11 protein-coding genes are annotated in these 15,779 nt (G+C 73.0%); 6 read left to right on the top strand and 5 right to left on the bottom strand.

The annotated features are described in order from the left end of the window. The first annotated feature begins 14 nt into the window (after positions 1 to 14). Genes AC07FV_RS09125 through AC07FV_RS09110 form a run of 4 tightly spaced genes read left to right on the top strand, consistent with a single transcriptional unit; the run spans position 15 to position 2,688 of the window. Positions 15 to 746: an energy-coupling factor ABC transporter permease gene (locus AC07FV_RS09125; RefSeq protein ID WP_479085813.1), complete on the top strand. Its 732-nt coding sequence runs from the start codon at positions 15 to 17 to the stop codon at positions 744 to 746. Continuing rightward, the gene (locus AC07FV_RS09120; protein WP_479085812.1) at positions 743 to 1,084 is read left to right on the top strand and encodes an energy-coupling factor ABC transporter substrate-binding protein; all 342 of its coding nucleotides are present in this window, start codon (positions 743 to 745) and stop codon (positions 1,082 to 1,084) included. Before AC07FV_RS09125 ends, AC07FV_RS09120 begins: the two co-directional genes overlap by 4 nt. Beyond that, positions 1,085 to 1,834, top strand: a complete 750-nt coding sequence (cbiQ, locus tag AC07FV_RS09115; protein ID WP_479085810.1) for a cobalt ECF transporter T component CbiQ — start codon at positions 1,085 to 1,087, stop codon at positions 1,832 to 1,834. Then, entirely contained in the window at positions 1,831 to 2,688 is an 858-nt protein-coding gene (locus AC07FV_RS09110) for an ATP-binding cassette domain-containing protein (RefSeq protein WP_479085809.1), read from the top strand. Before cbiQ ends, AC07FV_RS09110 begins: the two co-directional genes overlap by 4 nt. A gap of 21 nt (positions 2,689 to 2,709) precedes the next feature. Here AC07FV_RS09110 and AC07FV_RS09105 read toward each other — a convergent pair whose 3' ends face one another. The 4 genes from AC07FV_RS09105 to AC07FV_RS09090 form a co-directional block, all read right to left on the bottom strand. Then, positions 2,710 to 4,326 (bottom strand): MFS transporter, encoded by a 1,617-nt coding sequence (locus tag AC07FV_RS09105; RefSeq protein WP_479085807.1) that lies wholly within the window; start codon positions 4,324 to 4,326, stop codon positions 2,710 to 2,712. A 318-nt stretch (positions 4,327 to 4,644) separates the two neighbouring features. After that, positions 4,645 to 5,292 (bottom strand): TetR/AcrR family transcriptional regulator, encoded by a 648-nt coding sequence (locus tag AC07FV_RS09100; protein ID WP_479085806.1) that lies wholly within the window; start codon positions 5,290 to 5,292, stop codon positions 4,645 to 4,647. A gap of 174 nt (positions 5,293 to 5,466) precedes the next feature. Then, the gene (locus tag AC07FV_RS09095; RefSeq protein ID WP_479085804.1) at positions 5,467 to 6,996 is read right to left on the bottom strand and encodes an APC family permease; all 1,530 of its coding nucleotides are present in this window, start codon (positions 6,994 to 6,996) and stop codon (positions 5,467 to 5,469) included. Between the two features lie 69 nt (positions 6,997 to 7,065). Then, complete coding sequence (locus AC07FV_RS09090) at positions 7,066 to 8,676, bottom strand: sensor histidine kinase (RefSeq protein ID WP_479085802.1); 1,611 nt, start codon at positions 8,674 to 8,676, stop codon at positions 7,066 to 7,068. 77 nt (positions 8,677 to 8,753) lie between these two features. Between AC07FV_RS09090 and AC07FV_RS09085 the strand changes: the two genes are divergently transcribed. Continuing rightward, positions 8,754 to 9,413, top strand: a complete 660-nt coding sequence (locus AC07FV_RS09085) for a response regulator (protein WP_383650040.1) — start codon at positions 8,754 to 8,756, stop codon at positions 9,411 to 9,413. 150 nt (positions 9,414 to 9,563) lie between these two features. On the opposite strand, the gene gntA is transcribed toward AC07FV_RS09085, so the two are convergent. Beyond that, positions 9,564 to 10,223: a guanitoxin biosynthesis heme-dependent pre-guanitoxin N-hydroxylase GntA gene (gntA, locus tag AC07FV_RS09080; protein ID WP_479085800.1), complete on the bottom strand. Its 660-nt coding sequence runs from the start codon at positions 10,221 to 10,223 to the stop codon at positions 9,564 to 9,566. Between the two features lie 262 nt (positions 10,224 to 10,485). Here gntA and AC07FV_RS09075 point away from each other — a divergent pair. After that, positions 10,486 to 15,779 (top strand): amino acid adenylation domain-containing protein (locus AC07FV_RS09075; RefSeq protein WP_479085799.1); only part of this gene is annotated, 5,294 nt, incomplete at its 3' end.

Here is a 15,779-nt window from a genome sequence, read left to right as displayed (position 1 = left end):
GGGTCTGCTGAGCCATGCACATAGCCGAGGGTTTTCTGCCTCCGGCGCACGCGATCGCCTGGGGTGTCGCGTCCGCGCCGTTCGTCGTCCACGGAGTGCGGTCACTCACCCGTGAGGTCAGGGAGCATCCGGAGAGCACCTTGCTCCTCGGGGCCTCCGGAGCCTTCACGTTCGTGTTGTCGGCCCTGAAACTGCCGTCCGTCACCGGGAGTTGCTCGCACCCGACGGGCACCGGTCTGGGCGCCATCCTGTTCCGGCCGCCGATCATGGCGGTGCTGGGCACCATCACCCTGCTCTTCCAGGCGCTGCTGCTCGCGCACGGCGGGCTGACCACGCTCGGTGCCAACGTCTTCTCGATGGCGGTGGTGGGTCCCTGGGCCGGCTACGCCGTCCACCGGGTACTGCGCCGCTCCGGCGTGCCGCTGATGGTCACGGTGTTCTTCGGCGCCTTCGTCGCCGACCTGTCCACCTACTGCGTCACCAGCGTCCAGCTGGCGCTCGCCTTCCCCGACCCGGGCAGCGGCTTCCTGGGGGCCCTCGGCAAGTTCGGTTCCATCTTCGCCGTCACGCAGATCCCGCTGGCGGTGAGCGAGGGCCTGCTCACGGTCGTCGTCATGCGGCTGCTGGTGCAGTCCAGCAAGGGGGAACTGATCCGGTTGGGTGTGCTGTCGAGGCGCTCGGGCCCCGGCAAGGGGACCGGGAGCGCCGAGGGCGCGTCCGGCGAGCGGGAGGCGGTGGCCCGATGAGCCGCAACGCGAAGATCAACGCCCTGCTGCTCCTGGTCGTGGCCGCGCTCGCGGTGCTGCCGCTGGTGCTGGGGCTCGGCGATCACAAGGAGGAGCCGTTCGCGGGGGCCGACGCCGAGGCGGAGACGGCGATCACCGAGATCGAGCCGGACTACGAGCCGTGGTTCTCGCCGCTGTACGAGCCGCCGTCCGGGGAGATCGAGTCGGCGCTGTTCGCGTTGCAGGCCGCGCTCGGCGCGGGCGTCCTGGCCTACTACTTCGGTCTGCGCCGGGGCCGGCGGCAGGGTGCGGAGCGGGCGGTGGCGCCGGCCGGCCGGGACGCGTCCGAAGGGGACTGAGTGCTGCCGATCGACGCGGCGGCGCACAGCAGTGGGTGGCGCCGCCGCCATCCCGTGGACAAGGCCGTGCTCGGGCTCGGCCTGACCGTGCTCGCCGTCTCGCTGCCGCCCTGGCCGGGAGCGGCGCTGGTGCTGGTGACGGTGCTCGCGGTGCTGCTCGGCCCGGCGGGCGTGCCCGGGCGGCGGCTGTGGCGGGCGTACCGGGTGCCGTTGGGTTTCTGCGTGACGGGGGCGCTGCCCCTGCTCGTGCAGGTCGGGGGCCCGGGCGGGTTCCTGACGGCGGCGGACGGCGGGCCGGTGCGCGCCGGTGAGCTGTTGCTGCGGACCTCGGCGGCCTCCCTCGGCGTGCTGCTGTTCGCGTTCACCACGCCGATGTCCGACCTGCTGCCCCGCCTGGTGCGGGCCGGAGTACCGGCGCCGGTGGTGGACGTGGCGCTGGTGACGTACCGCATGAGCTTCCTGCTGCTGGACTCCGTGCGCCGGATCCGCGAGGCGCAGGCGGCGCGGCTGGGTCACACCAGCCGCGCCGCCGCGTGGCGCTCCCTCGGCGGGCTCGGCGCGACGGCCTTCGTGCGGGCCTTCGACCGGGCGGCGCGGCTCCAGTCGGGTCTCGCGGGTCGCGGCTACGACGGCACCCTGCGCGTCCTGGTGCCCGAGGCCCGCGTCTCGGTGCCCTTCACGGCGGCGAGCCTCGCCCTGCTGGCGACGCTGACCGCCCTCACCCTCGTACTGGAAGGGCCGCTGTCGTGAACGAGAGGGCCGAGGGGGCCGGGAGTGCCGCGCCGCCGCCGGTCGCCCTGCGGGGCGTGTCCTTCGCGTACGAGGAGGGCCCGGACGTGCTGAGCGGCCTGGACTTCGAGGTGCGCGAGGAACGGGCGCTGGCGCTGCTGGGCCGCAACGGCAGCGGCAAGACCACGCTGATGCGGCTGCTCAGCGGCGGACTCAGGCCGGACACCGGGACGTTGACGGTGGACGGCGAGCCGGTGGCGTACGACCGCAAGGGGTTGACCCGGTTGCGGACCACGGTGCAGCTGGTGGTGCAGGACCCGGACGACCAGTTGTTCGCGGCCTCGGTGGGGCAGGACGTGTCCTTCGGTCCGCTGAACCTGGGTCTGTCCGACGCGGAGGTCCGGTCGCGGGTCGGGGAGGCGCTGGCCGCGCTGGACATCGCGGCGCTGGCGGACCGGCCCACCCATCTGCTGTCGTACGGGCAGCGCAAGCGGACGGCGATCGCCGGGGCCGTGGCGATGCGCCCGCGGGTGCTGATCCTCGACGAGCCCACCGCGGGGCTCGACCCGGACGGCCAGGAGAGGCTGCTCGCCACTCTGGACGGGCTCCGCGCGGGCGGCACCACGGTGGTGATGGCCACCCACGACGTCGACCTCGCGCTGCGTCGGTCGGACGACGTGGCCCTGCTCACCCCGGACGGTGTGCACACGGGCCCGACGGCCCAGGCGCTGACCCGCGCGGACCTGCTGGGGCGGGCGGGGCTGCGGTTGCCGTGGGGGGTGGCGGTGGCGCGGGTGCTGCGGGCGCGGGGCCTGCTGACGGACTCGGCGGCCGGTCCGCGCACGCCGGAGGAGCTGGCCGCTCTGGCCGACTGACGCGGAACCGGCCGGGGCGGCTCACCGTGCCGAGTCGCTGAACTCCGCGTCCCGGTCCCGCGCCGGGCCGTCCTCCGGCAGCCGGCGGGCGGTGCGGCGGCGGCCGGGCAGGACGGCGAGGACGATGAGGGTGCCGGCGGCCATGATGATCCCGCCGACGAGGCTGGTCGAGGCGACCCCGTGGGCGAAGGACTGGTGCACGGCGTCGGCCAGGGCCTCGGCCTGCCGCGGTCCGGCCGAGGGGTTCGCCGCGAGCCGCTCGGCGACGGCCAGTCCGCCGCCCACGGAGTCCTGGGCGGTGTCCAGCGCGGTGGCCGGGAGCCGGCCGCCGGCCAGGTCGGCGAGTTCGTCCCGGTAGGCGGTGCCGAGCAGGGAGCCCAGCACGGCGATCCCCAGGGAGCCGCCGAGTTCCAGCGCGGTGTCGTTGGCCCCGCCGCCGACGCCCAGTTCGCTCTCCGGGAAGGAACCCATGATGGTGTCGGTGGCCGGCGACACGCTCAGCCCGATCGCGAGGCCCAGCAGCAGTATCGGAGCCAGGAAGTCGGCGTACGTCGAGTCCTTCTCGACGAGGACCAGCAGGAGGACGCCGACGGTGCCGAGCACCATGCCGGAGCCGACCATGGCCTTCACCCCCAGCCTCGGTGTCAGCCGGCCGGTGACGGCGGCGCCGACGAACACGGCGCCGGCCAGCGGCAGCAGCCGTACGCCGGTCTCCAGGGCGCCGAAGCCCAGCACGAACTGCAGGAACTGCGTGGCGTAGTAGATGGCGCCGTAGGTGCCGAAGAAGAAGAACAGCACCGCCAGCATCGAGCCGCTGAACGGGCGCAGCAGGAACCTGCGGACGTCCAGCATGGGGTGCGGGTGGCGCAGCTCCCAGGTCACGAAGGCGGCGAGGCCGACGACCGCGACGACGGCGGCGGTGACCGGGCCGGCCCCCCAGCCGAAGTGCGGGCCCTCGATGGTCGCGTAGACCAGGCTGCCGACGGAGACGATGGACAGCAGACCGCCGACGTAGTCGATCCGGCCCATGCCGGCCGCCTTGGACGGCGGTACGAGGATCAGCGCGCCGACCACGGCGGCGACCGCGACGGGGACGTTGACCAGGAAGGTCGAGCCCCAGGCGTGGTCCTCCAGGAGTCGGCCGGCGACCAGGGGGCCGACCGCGATGGCGAGGCCCGAGGTGGCGGTCCAGGCGGTGATGGCCCGGGCCCGCTCCCCCTTCGGGAAGACCGCGACCAGCAGGGACAGCGTGGCCGGCATGACGACGGCGGCACCGACGCCCATGATCGCCCGGGCCGCGATGACCAGCCCGGTCTCCTCCACCAGGCTGCCCATCACGGAACCGCCCGCGAAGATCACCAGGCCGGTGATCAGGGCGCCGCGGCGGCTGTACTTGTCGCCCACCGAGCCGAGGACCAGCATCAGCGCGGCGTACGGGACGGTGTAGCCGTCGATGACCCATTGCAGGTCGCTGCTGCTGAGGCCGAGGTCGGCCGTCATGTCCGGTGCGGCCACGATCAGCGACGTGTTGGCCATGACGACGATCAGCAGGCTCAGGCAGAGGACGACGAGGGCCCACCAGCGCCGCGCGTACGGCCCGGTCATCTTCTCGACGGGGGTGGGGGCTAGGAGGGGCATCGGGGCTCCCGGGGGCTGGGGCGAGTTAATTGCCCATCGATGTGCAGACTTATCGCAGCGTAGTTTGTTGCACATGGAGGTGCAAATAAGGAGTGGGCGCAGGCCGGGAGGGCGCGGCACGGGGGCCCGGCGGCCGGAGCGGGGGGGTGAGCGAGGCCGACGCGGCGGGCAGGCAGGGGGCGGCCGGAGGGGTGCGCAAGTCGACGTACCGGGTGCCGGGGCGGGCCGTCGGGGCGCGGGTGCCCGCGGCTGGGCGGGGGGGCGCGGAGGGGGTGAGTGGGGTGGTGGGGCGTGGTGGGGCGTGGTGCGGGCCGGGGGTTACTCGCCCGGGATCGGCTCCGCCGGAGTGAGGGCCTCGACGACGGTCCGGGCCCGCCGCTCCGGTACGCCGGCCGCGATGAGCTGGGCCAGGGCGACCCGGGTGCCGTCGTCCTCCAGCGCCCCCGTGTTCACCTGCTCCAGCAGTGCGACCGTCATCGCCTCCAGTCCGGCGCTCAGCACGGCGGGCGGCAGATGCGCGGGGAAGGCCCCGTCCCGCTGGCCGCGCTCCAGGATGGCGGTGACCTCGGCGCGGGCCGGTGCCAGGATCTCGGAGACCCGCTCCACGCCCAGGTCGTGCCGGGCCAGCGCCAGGAGCATCCGGTAGCGGTCGCCGACCGGCCACATCAGCAGCACGAAGTACGCGAGGGCACGCTCGGCCGGTTCCGCGGACCCGATGCGCTCCGCACCGGCGGCCATCGCGCTCCGCAGCACCTCGGAGGCCTCCTCGGCGAGGGCCTCCAGGAGGGCCGCGCGCCCAGGGAAGTGGCCGAAGAGGGTCCGCCGTACGACACCGGCGGCGCGGGCCAGTTCCTCCAGCGTGGTGTCCGGGTCGCGTCCGAGTTCGCGGCGGGCCGTGGCCAGGATGCGCGCCCGGTTGGACCGCGCGTTGCGGCGCTGCGGCTCGCGGGCGACTGACTTGGTCACGGGGAACCTCGGGGGCGCGTGGTGGGGCGGCGGGGCGTCCATTCTGGCACGCGGGCCGTGCCCGGGGCCGAGCGGTGACTCGCCCGCCCGCGGCATCACCGGCGGGCTCGGGTCGGGAGCCCGGACCGGGCCGGGCCTCGTCCGCCCGGCCCGCCCCGGTGGCTGCGCGGCTCCTCACCCCGCGGGTCGGTCGTCTCCCCGCGGCCCGCCGTGACCGCGGGGTGCGACCCCGTCCGCCCGGTCCTCGTGATCCACCCCGTCCGGCTCCGGCGCCCGGTCCGGGGCACCCGCGCCCTCCGTCTGCCGTGCTGGGGCCGGGGCACCCGTCCCCGGCGTCCGCCGCCCCTCCTCCGGGTGGTCCGCGGGCCCGGTGGCGTCCGCCCGGCCGCCCCGCCGTACGGCGGCGACCGCGGCGAGCACCGTGCCCACGGCCACGACCAGCAGTCCGCGCAGCCACACCTCCGCCTCGATCTGGGTGGCGAGGGCGACGCAGGACGCCGCGCCCAGCACGGGGAGCACGGTCGGGGTCCGGAAGTGGTCGGCCTCGCCCGGGTCGCGGCGCAGCACCAGTACGGCCGTGTTGACCATGAGGAAGACCACGAGCAGCAGCAGGACCAGGGTGGACGCGAGGGTGGCGACGCTGCCGGTGAGCGCGAGGAGCATCGACAGCACGGTCGTAACGGCGATCGCCGCCCAGGGGGTACGGCGCCCGGGCAGCACCTTGGTCAGCGCGGCGGGCAGCAGCCCGTCCCGGGCCATGCCGTAGGCCAGGCGGGAGGACATGATGCCGGTGAGCAGCGCGCCGTTCGCGACCGCGACCAGGGCGATGGCGCTGAAGAGGCGGGTGGGCACCCCGCCGGCGGCCTCGACGACCTCCAGCAGCGGCCCGCTCGATCCGGCCAGCCGGGCTGTCGGGACGGCCACGGAGGCGGCGAGCCCCACCAGCACGTACACGGCGCCGGCGGTGGCGAGGGCGCCGAACAGGGCGCGCGGGTAGGAACGGCGGGGGTCGCGGGTCTCCTCGGCGACGTTCACGGAGGTCTCGAAGCCGACGAAGGAGTAGTAGGCCAGGACGGAGCCGCTCAGTACGGCCGCCGCGGCCCCCTTCTCCGGTGTCCCGAGCTGCCCGAGCCGTGCCACGTCGCCGTCGCCGCGCAGCAGCAGCCACGCGCCGAGCGCGACGATGACGAGCAGGCCGCCCACCTCGATGACGGTGGCGACGACGTTGGCCCGGGTGGACTCCTTGATGCCGCGTGCGTTGACCAGCGCGAGCAGGGCGAGGAACACCACGGCGACGACGCCCACCGGCAGCGTCACGAAGGCCGACAGGTAGTCGCCCCCGAAGCCGCGGGCCAGCGCGGCCACGGAGACGATGCCGGCGGCGAGCATGCAGAAGCCCGCGACGAACCCGGCGAACGGCCCGAAGGCCAGGGTGGTGTAGTGGGAGGCGCCGCCCGCCCGGGGGTACTTCGTGGCCAGCTCGGCGTAGGAGGCCGCGGTCAGCATCGCCAGCAGCAGCGCGACGACCAGCGGCACCCACACCGCTCCCCCGGTGTCGGCGGCCACCTGCCCCACCAGGACGTACACCCCGGCGCCCAGCACGTCACCCAGGATGAAGAAGTACAGCAGCGGGGTGGTCAGCGCCCGCTTCAGCGCCGGACCGTCCTGGGTCTCCGCCGGCCTGCGTGTTCCGAATCTCGCCATGCCGCCTCAGGTTTCCCGCAGGACCGAGAACACGCCCCCCGAGTCCGGCGGGCGCCCTCGGCGGGCCGGTCACCGCTGGTCGGACAGCTCGTCCTTGGCCGCCAGCCGCCCGTCGACGAAGCACAGGCGGTAGACGCCCGCCTCCATCGAGAACAGGCCACCGCCCTCGGCCCGGTAGTACCGGCACACCGCTCGCTCGGGCGCCGGCGGGGAGCCGGCGTGCCACTCCGCGGGCACCTGTTCCGCGGGCAGCACCACCCGCAGGTCCTGCCACCGCTCGCCCCGGGTCAGCCCGCGGTAGGTGGAGGCGTCGAGCGTCGCGCTGCTGTCGAACGCGTTCGAGAAGTAGACGACCATCATCACGCACACGACGGCGACCGCCACCACGGGCACCGCCAGCATGGTCATGAGGCTGCGGCGGACCCGCTGCTCGGCGTCCCGCCGGGCCGTGACGGTGAGCGGGACCCCGAGCGGGCCCCGGGGACCGGCGGCACCGGCCCCGTACAGCTCCCCGGAGTGCGGCAGGCGGGCCGAGACCTCGAACACGCCGTCCTCGCGGCGCCGGGCGGAGAGGGTCCCGCCGAGCACCTGGACCCGCTCGGAGAGGCCGACGAGTCCGGTGCCGTTGCCGACGGCCGGCTCGGAGGGGCCGTCGGAGACGCCGTTGGTGACGGTGACGGCCGTGTGGTCCGTCAGACGGTCGATCCGGATCCGGACCTCCTCGCCGGGCGCGTGCTTGGCGGCGTTGGTGAGCGACTCCTGGACCACCCGCCGCACCGCTTCCTCGACCGCGGGCGGGGCCGTGACGTCGAGGCCGATCCGCCGCAGGTCGATCAGCATTCCCGCGGTACGCGCCCGGTCCACCGTCGCCATGAGGTCCTCGCGCGGTGCCGCCGGTTCCTGCGCCGTGTCCACACGCAGCACCCCGATGATGTCGCTGAGGCGGCTGACGGCCTGCCCCGCGTTGCCGCGCAGCTGCCTCGCCGTGGCCCGCACGGACGCGTCCAGGTCGGGGGCGACCTCCAGGGCCGCGGCCTGCATGGCGATGAGGGTGAGGTCGTGCCCGAGCTGGTCGTGCATGTCCTGGGCGATGCGGGCGCGTTCCCGGGTCCGGGCCCGGTCGGCGGCCAGCTCGTACTCCCGTTCGAGGTGCTGGGCCCGCTGCCAGCCGGCGAGTTCCAGCTCGCGGCGCTGGTGGCGGTGGCGGCCGGCCAGCCACGCGGTCACGGCGCCCACCAGCAGCGGGACGCTGTTCAGCCAGGTGGTGAGGTGTCCCGCCCGGAGCCCCAGGACGCCCAGCGTCGTCAGCACCGCCGTGACCGCCAGCGCCGTGTCGACGGGACGCTCCCGGGTGTCGCCGCGCCGGCCGGCCAGGTAGCCCATGACGAACAGACCGGGCGCGAACCAGGGGCTGACGAGACTGAGGACCGCGGTGGTCCCGCAGGCCAGCGACAGCCGCGTGGCGCGCAGCGCGACGACGGGTACGAGCAGCAGGACGCCGGCCAGCCGCCACCCCAGGGAGCGGGGGTCGGCGTCGCCGGGCGAGCCGAGCAGCGCGGGGACGGCGAGCGCCGCCCAGAGCAGGGCGCTTCGGACCGCCTTGCGTTGCCGGGTCCGCTCGACAAGGATTCGGGATCGACTGGTCCGTGCAGGACCCCAGGACTTCCAGAGGCCTTTCACCGGGAGGCCCTTCACCGGGAGTCCTGACGAAACGCCGGTGCGGCGACAGCCCCGGCGGGGGACGAAATGGGGAACGTGTGATTCGGGTTCTGATCGCCGACGACGAGACGATGATGCGCGCGGGGGCGCGGGCGATCCTGTCGGCCGATCCGGAGATCGAGGTGGTGGCGGAGGCGTCCACCGGCCGGGAGGCCGTGGAGCTGGTGCGCCGGCACCGGCCGGACGTGGCACTCCTGGACGTGCAGATGCCGCAGCTCGACGGGCTCGACGCCGCTTCCGAGATCCTGAAGTCCGACGCGGGCACGGCAGTGATCATCTTCACCACGTTCAGCAACGACGACTACATCGCGCGCGCCCTGGGCGAGGGCGCCAGTGGCTTCCTGCTGAAGTCGGGGGACCCGCGCGACCTCATCGCGGGGGTGCACGCCGTCGCCGACGGGGCCGCGTATCTCTCCCCCGAGGCGGCGCACCGGGTGATCCGCGGTCTGCCCACGGCCCGGATGGCGCGGGGCTCCGCGGCGCGCGAGCGGGTCGACCGCCTCAGCGCCCGGGAGCGGGAGGTGCTGACACTGCTCGGGGAAGGGTTGTCGAACGCCCAGATCGCCCGGCGGCTGCGCCTCGTCGAAGGCACAGTCAAGACTCATGTCAGTTCCATCCTCACCAGGCTGGCCGTCGGCAACCGTGTCCAGGCGGCCATCATCGCCTACGAGGCGGGGCTGATCGAAAGCGTCAACTGAATCCGGACACGGCGACCACGGTCTTCCGGAACTGTCTCGGGAACTGTGCCGGACACCGCTCAGCCCGGCTCGGCGAAAGGATTCAGCCGTTCCTCCCCTTTCCGTGCGGACGTGCCCGGGGGCTTCCGCGCGGGCCCGCGGCCGCCCGGTTCAGGAGCCCTCCGCGGAGAACGGGCACCGCCAGTCCGCCGGTACGGCCCGCCCCGCGTACTGGCGGGCCTCGGAGGACTGGCCGTGGTCGGACAGCATGGGGTTGACGCTCCCCTGGAGCCGCACCTCACGTTCGCGGATCCTGCGCTGCAGGCCGTAGTACGTCCCCTGCGCCTTCAGCCGGGCGAACTGTTCGTGCGAATTGAACACGAGGGCCGGATGCGAGAAGCGCCGGGAAATCCGAGAGGATTCCGGGCTGAGCCCGGCCACGAAGAACGGATGGCCGGCGACGCTGAAGGCGAATTCAGGCGAATCGGTGTCGCTGGAGTAGCCGGGGCTCCATTCGTGGGTTTTGGCATCCAGCCGGTGCAGATGCCCCAGCTGCTCCCAGAGCAGCTTTTCGAATTCCTCTTCGCCGTGCATCCGGGGGGTCAGGAATATCGCCACGAACGAAGCGAATTCGTTTTCCCCGGTGAGTTGCTCCTCGGTGAACGCGACCAGGTCCCGATGGAGCAGAGCAGTGGCTTCCGCCCCGCCCAACTCATCGTAGAACCGCACGACAAGGGTGTCCTGTCGCAGAGCGGAACGCGCTCCCAGGCAGGTGAAGGAATCCCCGCCCAGCCAGGTGATGAATTCCTCCCTCAACTCATGATGTGCCATTACGCCTCCAGCTCCATCGCAAGTGCCGTGACCCTAGCACCGGCCGACAGCCACACCGCCGCAAGCCCTGCTGTTTAAGGGTGGAGTTGAACACCGCCCATGGGAAACCGTGACGCGGCTGCCATGTTTAAGGCGTGGGTTAAGGGCGTCGCATTTACCTTGACAGACCACCCACCGAGACGAATAGGTTGCTGGCTGATATTGCTGCCAGCCCTATTTTCGACGCTGGCCACGGTGACAAAGTGCGGTCCGAGTGGGAGAGATGGCAGTGACGCGACGGCCCCGTAAGATCGAGGACATCTATCCGCTGTCCCCCCTTCAGGAGGGACTGCTCTTCCACAACGTCCTCGAAGGGACCGCCACCGACGTCTACGTGGCCCAGGTGACGACGGACTTCGAAGGTCCGTTGGACACCGGGGCGTTGCGGGACGCGTCCGCGGCGCTGCTCGCCCGCTACCCGAACCTGCGGGTGGCTTTCCGCCAGCGCAAGTCCGGCGAGTGGGCCCAGTTGGTGCTCCGCGAGGTCGAACTGCCCTGGCGCACCGTCGACCTCGGCGGTCTGCCCGAGGCGAGCCGGGAGGGCCGGGCGGAGGCCGAGGCGCTGGAGGACCGCAGCCGGCGCTTCGACCTGGGGCAGGCGCCCCTGGTGCGCTTCACCCTCATCCACCTCGGCGGACAGCGTCACCGTTTCGTCCTGACGAACCATCACATCCTGCTCGACGGTTGGTCGATGCAGATCCTGATGAGGGAACTGCTCGCGCTCTACCTGGCCAAGGGCGACGACTCCGGGCTTCCCCGCCCGCGCCCCTACCGCGATCACCTGACCTGGCTCGCCGAGCAGGACACGGGCGCGGCGGTACGGGCCTGGTCGGAGGCGCTGGCGGGTCTGGAGGAGCCCACGCGGGTCGCGGCGCTCGCTCCCGGACAGCCACCGGTGGTCCCGGAACAGGTCCGGTTCGGTTTGGACGACCAGGAGACGCGGGCGTTGACCGCACTCGCCCGCGAACACGGTCTGACCCTCAACACCGTCGTCCAGGGCGCCTGGTCACTGCTTCTGTCGAGGGTCACCGGCATCGACGACGTGGTGTTCGGCGTCACGGTCTCCGGCCGGCCGCCGGAACTCGACGGGGTCGAGGACATGGTCGGTCTGTTCATCAACACCCTGCCGCTGCGGCTGCGACTGCGCCCGGCGGAGCCCCTGACCGGCATGCTGGCCAGGCTCCAGGAGGAACAGAGCCGGCTCCTCGCCCACCAGCATCTCGGACTCGCCGAGATCCAGCGGCTGACCGACGTGGGTGAACTCTTCGACACCTCCATGGTGTTCGAGAACTACCCGCTGGACGCCTCCGGTCTCGACCGCGCGACCGACGGCCTGAGGGTCCTGCGCACCGAGGGCTACGACGCCACGCACTATCCGCTGGGCCTCGTCTGCATGCCCGACTCCACGCTGCGTTTCCAGCTGGACTACCGCCCCGACGTCTTCCGCGCCGAGGAGGCCGGGGAGCTGGCCGAGCACCTGCTGGGCATCCTGCGCCTGCTGCTCGACGCCCCGCACGCTCCGGTCGGCCGCGTCGACGCGCTCGCCGCGGGGCAGCGGGAGCGCCTGCTCGTGGACTGGAACCGCACCGAGCGTCCCGTACCGGCCGACATCCTTCCCCGTCTCTTCGAGGCCCAGGTGGCCCGTACCCCCGACGAGACGGCCGTCGTCTTCCAGGACACCCGCGTCACCTACCGGGAACTCAACGCCCGGGTGAACCGGCTGGCCCGGCTGATCACCGAGCAGGGCGTCGGCCCCGAGGACGTCGTGGCCGTGGTGCTGCCCCGTTCCGTGGACTCCATGGTGGCGCTGCTGGCGGCGATGAAGGCGGGAGCGGTCTACCTCCCCGTCGATCCGGAGTACCCCGCCGACCGCACCTCGTTCATGCTGACGGACTCGGCGCCCTCGCTCGTGGTCACCGTCGCCGCCGCGGCGGACCGGACCGCGGTCCTCGACGGCTCGGGCGTCCCGGTGATCCGGCTGGACGGCGCGGAGACCCGCCGTGCCCTCGACGGCCGACCGGACACCGACCCGGTCGCCGCCCCCGTGACCCCCGCCAACGGCGCTTACATCCTGTACACCTCCGGGTCGACGGGCCGGCCGAAGGCGGCCCTGATCACGCATGCGAGCCTCAGCAACCTGCTCCATCACCACCAGTACGAAGTCCTGACCCGAGTGGTGGACTCCGTCGGCGGCCGCAGGCTGCGCATGGCCCACACGGCCTCCTTCTCCTTCGACGCGTCGTGGGGCCTGTTCCTGTGGATGGCCGCGCACGGCCACGAGCTTCACCTGCTCGACGACGACACCCGGCACGACCCGGAGGCCTTCGCGCGGCAGGTCGACGAGCAGCGCATCGACGTCGTCGACATGACCCCGTCGGAGTGCCAGCACCTGCTCCTCGCCGGTCTGCTGGACGCCGACCGGCACCGCCCCTCGCTCGTGGTCCTCGGCGGCGAGGCCATCGGCGAGAGCCTGCGCCGCGAACTGACGTCGGTGGAAGGCCTGCTGGCGTTCAACTTCTACGGCCCGACCGAGTGCACCGCCGACAGCGTCACCGGCGTCGTACGCGACGCCCGCCCCGCCGAACTCGGCACCCCCGTCTCCAACGCGCGGGTGTACGTCCTGGACGCCGCCCTGCGCCCCGCCCCCGTCGGGGTGGCCGGCGAGCTGTACGTCGCCGGCGCCGGCGTGGCCCGCGGCTACCTGGGGCGTCCCGGTCTCACCTCGGAACGCTTCGTCGCCAACCCGTTCGGTCCGGCGGGCTCCCGCATGTACCGGACGGGTGACGTGGTCCGCTGGACCGACGAGGGTCTGGTGGAGTTCATCGGCCGGGTCGACGACCAGGTGAAGGTCCGCGGCTTCCGGATCGAGCTGGGCGAGATCGAGTCGCTGCTGGGCGCCCACGACTCGGTGGCGCAGGCGGCGGTCGTCGTACGGGAGGACCGGCCGGGCGACAAGCGGCTCGTCGCGTACGTCTCCCTCACCGAGGACGCCGGGGCCGACCCTGCCGCGCTGCGCGGGTACGTCGCGGAGCGGCTGCCCCAGCACATGGTGCCGGCTGCGGTCGTCCCCCTGCCCGAACTGCCCCTCACCCCCACCGGCAAGCTCGACCGCCGCGCCCTGCCCGCGCCCGACTGGGACGGCACGATCGAGTCGGCACGGCGACCGCGGACCGGCCAGGAGGAGATCCTGGCCCACCTCTTCGCGGACGTCCTGGGCCTGGAGCGGGTCGGGATCGACGACAGCTTCTTCGATCTGGGCGGTCACTCGCTGCTGGCGACGCGGCTGGTGTCGCGTATCCGTACGGCGCTGGGGGTGGAGCTGTCGGTGCGGGCCCTGTTCGAGACGCCGTCGGTGGCGGGCCTGGCGGGGTTGCTCGGGCAGGCCGTGTCCGCGCGTACGCCGGTGGTGGCGCGGGCGGTGCGTCCGGAGCGGGTGCCGTTGTCGTACGCGCAGCAGCGGCTGTGGTTCCTGCACCAGTACGAGCCCGGCAGCGCCCTCTACAACATCCCCGTAGCCCTGCGCCTGACCGGCGCCCTCGACCACGACGCCCTGCGCGCAGCCCTGGCCGACGTCACCGCACGCCACGAGGCCCTGCGCACCCTCTATGCGGATGACGAGCACGGTGCCCATCAGGTCATCCTCACCCCGGGCCAGGCCACCCCGAACGTCGAGGTACGGGACGTCACCGAGGACCGGCTCGCCGGCGAGCTGTCCGACGCCGTGGGCCAGGGCTTCGACCTCACCCGCGACCTGCCCCTGCGCACCACCCTCTTCCGCCTCGACGCGACCGACCACGTCCTGCTGCTCGTCGTGCACCACATCGCCGCCGACGGCTGGTCGCTGACCCCCCTCGCCCGGGACCTCACCACCGCCTACACGGCCCGGGTGGCCGGACGCGAACCGTCCTGGACACCGCTGCCGGTCCAGTACGCCGACCACACCCTGTGGCAGCGCGACGTCCTGGGCACCGAGGACGACCCCGACTCCGTCCTGAGCAAGCAGCTCGCCTACTGGGAGCAGACCCTGTCGGGTCTTCCGGCCGAGCTGGACCTGCCCACCGACCGGCCCCGGCCCGCCTCCCCGTCCCACCGGGGCGGCACCGTCACCTTCACCATCCCCGCCGAACTCCACACCCGCATCACGCAACTGGCCCGGCAGGAACAGGCCAGCACCTTCATGGTCCTCCAGGCCGCACTGGCCGTCCTTCTGTCACGACTGGGAGCGGGCACCGACATTCCCATCGGCTCACCGATCGCGGGGCGGACGGACGACGCGGTCGAGGACCTGGTCGGGTTCTTCGTCAACACCCTCGTCCTGCGCACCGACCTGAGCGGCAACCCCACCTTCACGGAGCTTCTGGCACGCGTCCGCGAAACCGACCTCGCCGCCTACGCCCACCAGGACATCCCCTTCGAACGCCTCGTGGAAGCCGTCAACCCCGACCGCTCCACCAGCCGCCATCCCCTCTTCCAGACCATGCTCTCCCTGCACAACCTGGACTCACGGACGGCCACGGCCTCCCTCGCGTCCTGGCCTGGTGCGGAGATGTCCGAGCAGTCGGTCGGATCGAGCGCGGCACGCTTCGACCTCGCCTTCAACCTGGGGGAACTCCACGACGACGACAGCTCCGCGGCGGGTATCGACGCGGAACTGGAGTTCAGCGCGGACCTCTTCGACCGGGAGAGCGCCGAGCTGCTGGGCCGCCGCTTCGTGCGGGTGTTGGAGGCGGTGGTGTCGGCGCCGGGGGCCCGGGTGGGCCGGGTGGGTGTGCTGGCGGAGGATGAGCGGCTGCGGGTTCTGGAGGAGTGGAACGACACCCGGTCGGCGGACGCGGACGCTGGGGATGTGGTGGCGTGTGTGCGGGCGCAGGTGGCCCGGGTGCCGGGGGCGACGGCGGTCGTGTTCGGTGGGGTGGCCGTGTCGTACGCGGAGCTGGAGGCGCGTAGTGAGCGGCTGGCGCGGTTGCTGGTCGAGGCGGGGGTGGGTCCGGAGCGGTATGCGGCGGTGATGCTGCCGCGTTCGGCGGACCTGGTGGTGGTGCTGCTGGCGGTGCTGAAGACGGGGGGTGCGTATCTGCCGTTGGATGCCGACTTCCCGGCGGAGCGGCTGGCGTTCATGCGGGAGGAGACCCGGCCGGTCCTGGTCATCGACGAGGAGTGGCTGGAGGGGGCGTGGGAGCGTGAGCCGGCTGCGGGGACCTCGCTGCCTGCTTCGGTCGATCCTGGCCTGGCTGCGTACGTGCTCTACACGTCGGGGTCGACGGGCCGTCCCAAGGGTGTCGTCGTCTCGCGCGGTGCGCTGGCGAACCTCCTGACCGACATGCGGGGGCGCATCCCGGTCACTGGCGAGGACCGGCTGCTGGCGGTGACGACGGTCGGGTTCGACATCGCGGGGCTGGAGCTGTTCGCTCCGCTGACCGCCGGTGCGGCTGTGGTCGTGGCTCCGTCGGGTGTCGTCCACGAGCCCGAGCAGCTGCGCGCACTCCTCGTCGAGGAGCGTGTGACGGTGATGCAGGC

This window comes from Streptomyces sp. NPDC045956, from assembly GCF_056430705.1.
The sequence above is the reverse complement of the archived record's forward strand: the minus strand, read 5'-3'. Positions and strand labels throughout refer to the sequence as shown.

Coding starts and splice junctions, on each gene's coding strand:
- AC07FV_RS09125 (WP_479085813.1), top strand. CDS start 15: ATGCACATAGCCGAGGGTTTTCTGCCTCCGGCGCACGCGATCGCCTGG.
- AC07FV_RS09120 (WP_479085812.1), top strand. CDS start 743: ATGAGCCGCAACGCGAAGATCAACGCCCTGCTGCTCCTGGTCGTGGCC.
- AC07FV_RS09105 (WP_479085807.1), bottom strand. CDS start 4,326: ATGCCCCTCCTAGCCCCCACCCCCGTCGAGAAGATGACCGGGCCGTAC.
- AC07FV_RS09095 (WP_479085804.1), bottom strand. CDS start 6,996: ATGGCGAGATTCGGAACACGCAGGCCGGCGGAGACCCAGGACGGTCCG.
- gntA (WP_479085800.1), bottom strand. CDS start 10,223: ATGGCACATCATGAGTTGAGGGAGGAATTCATCACCTGGCTGGGCGGG.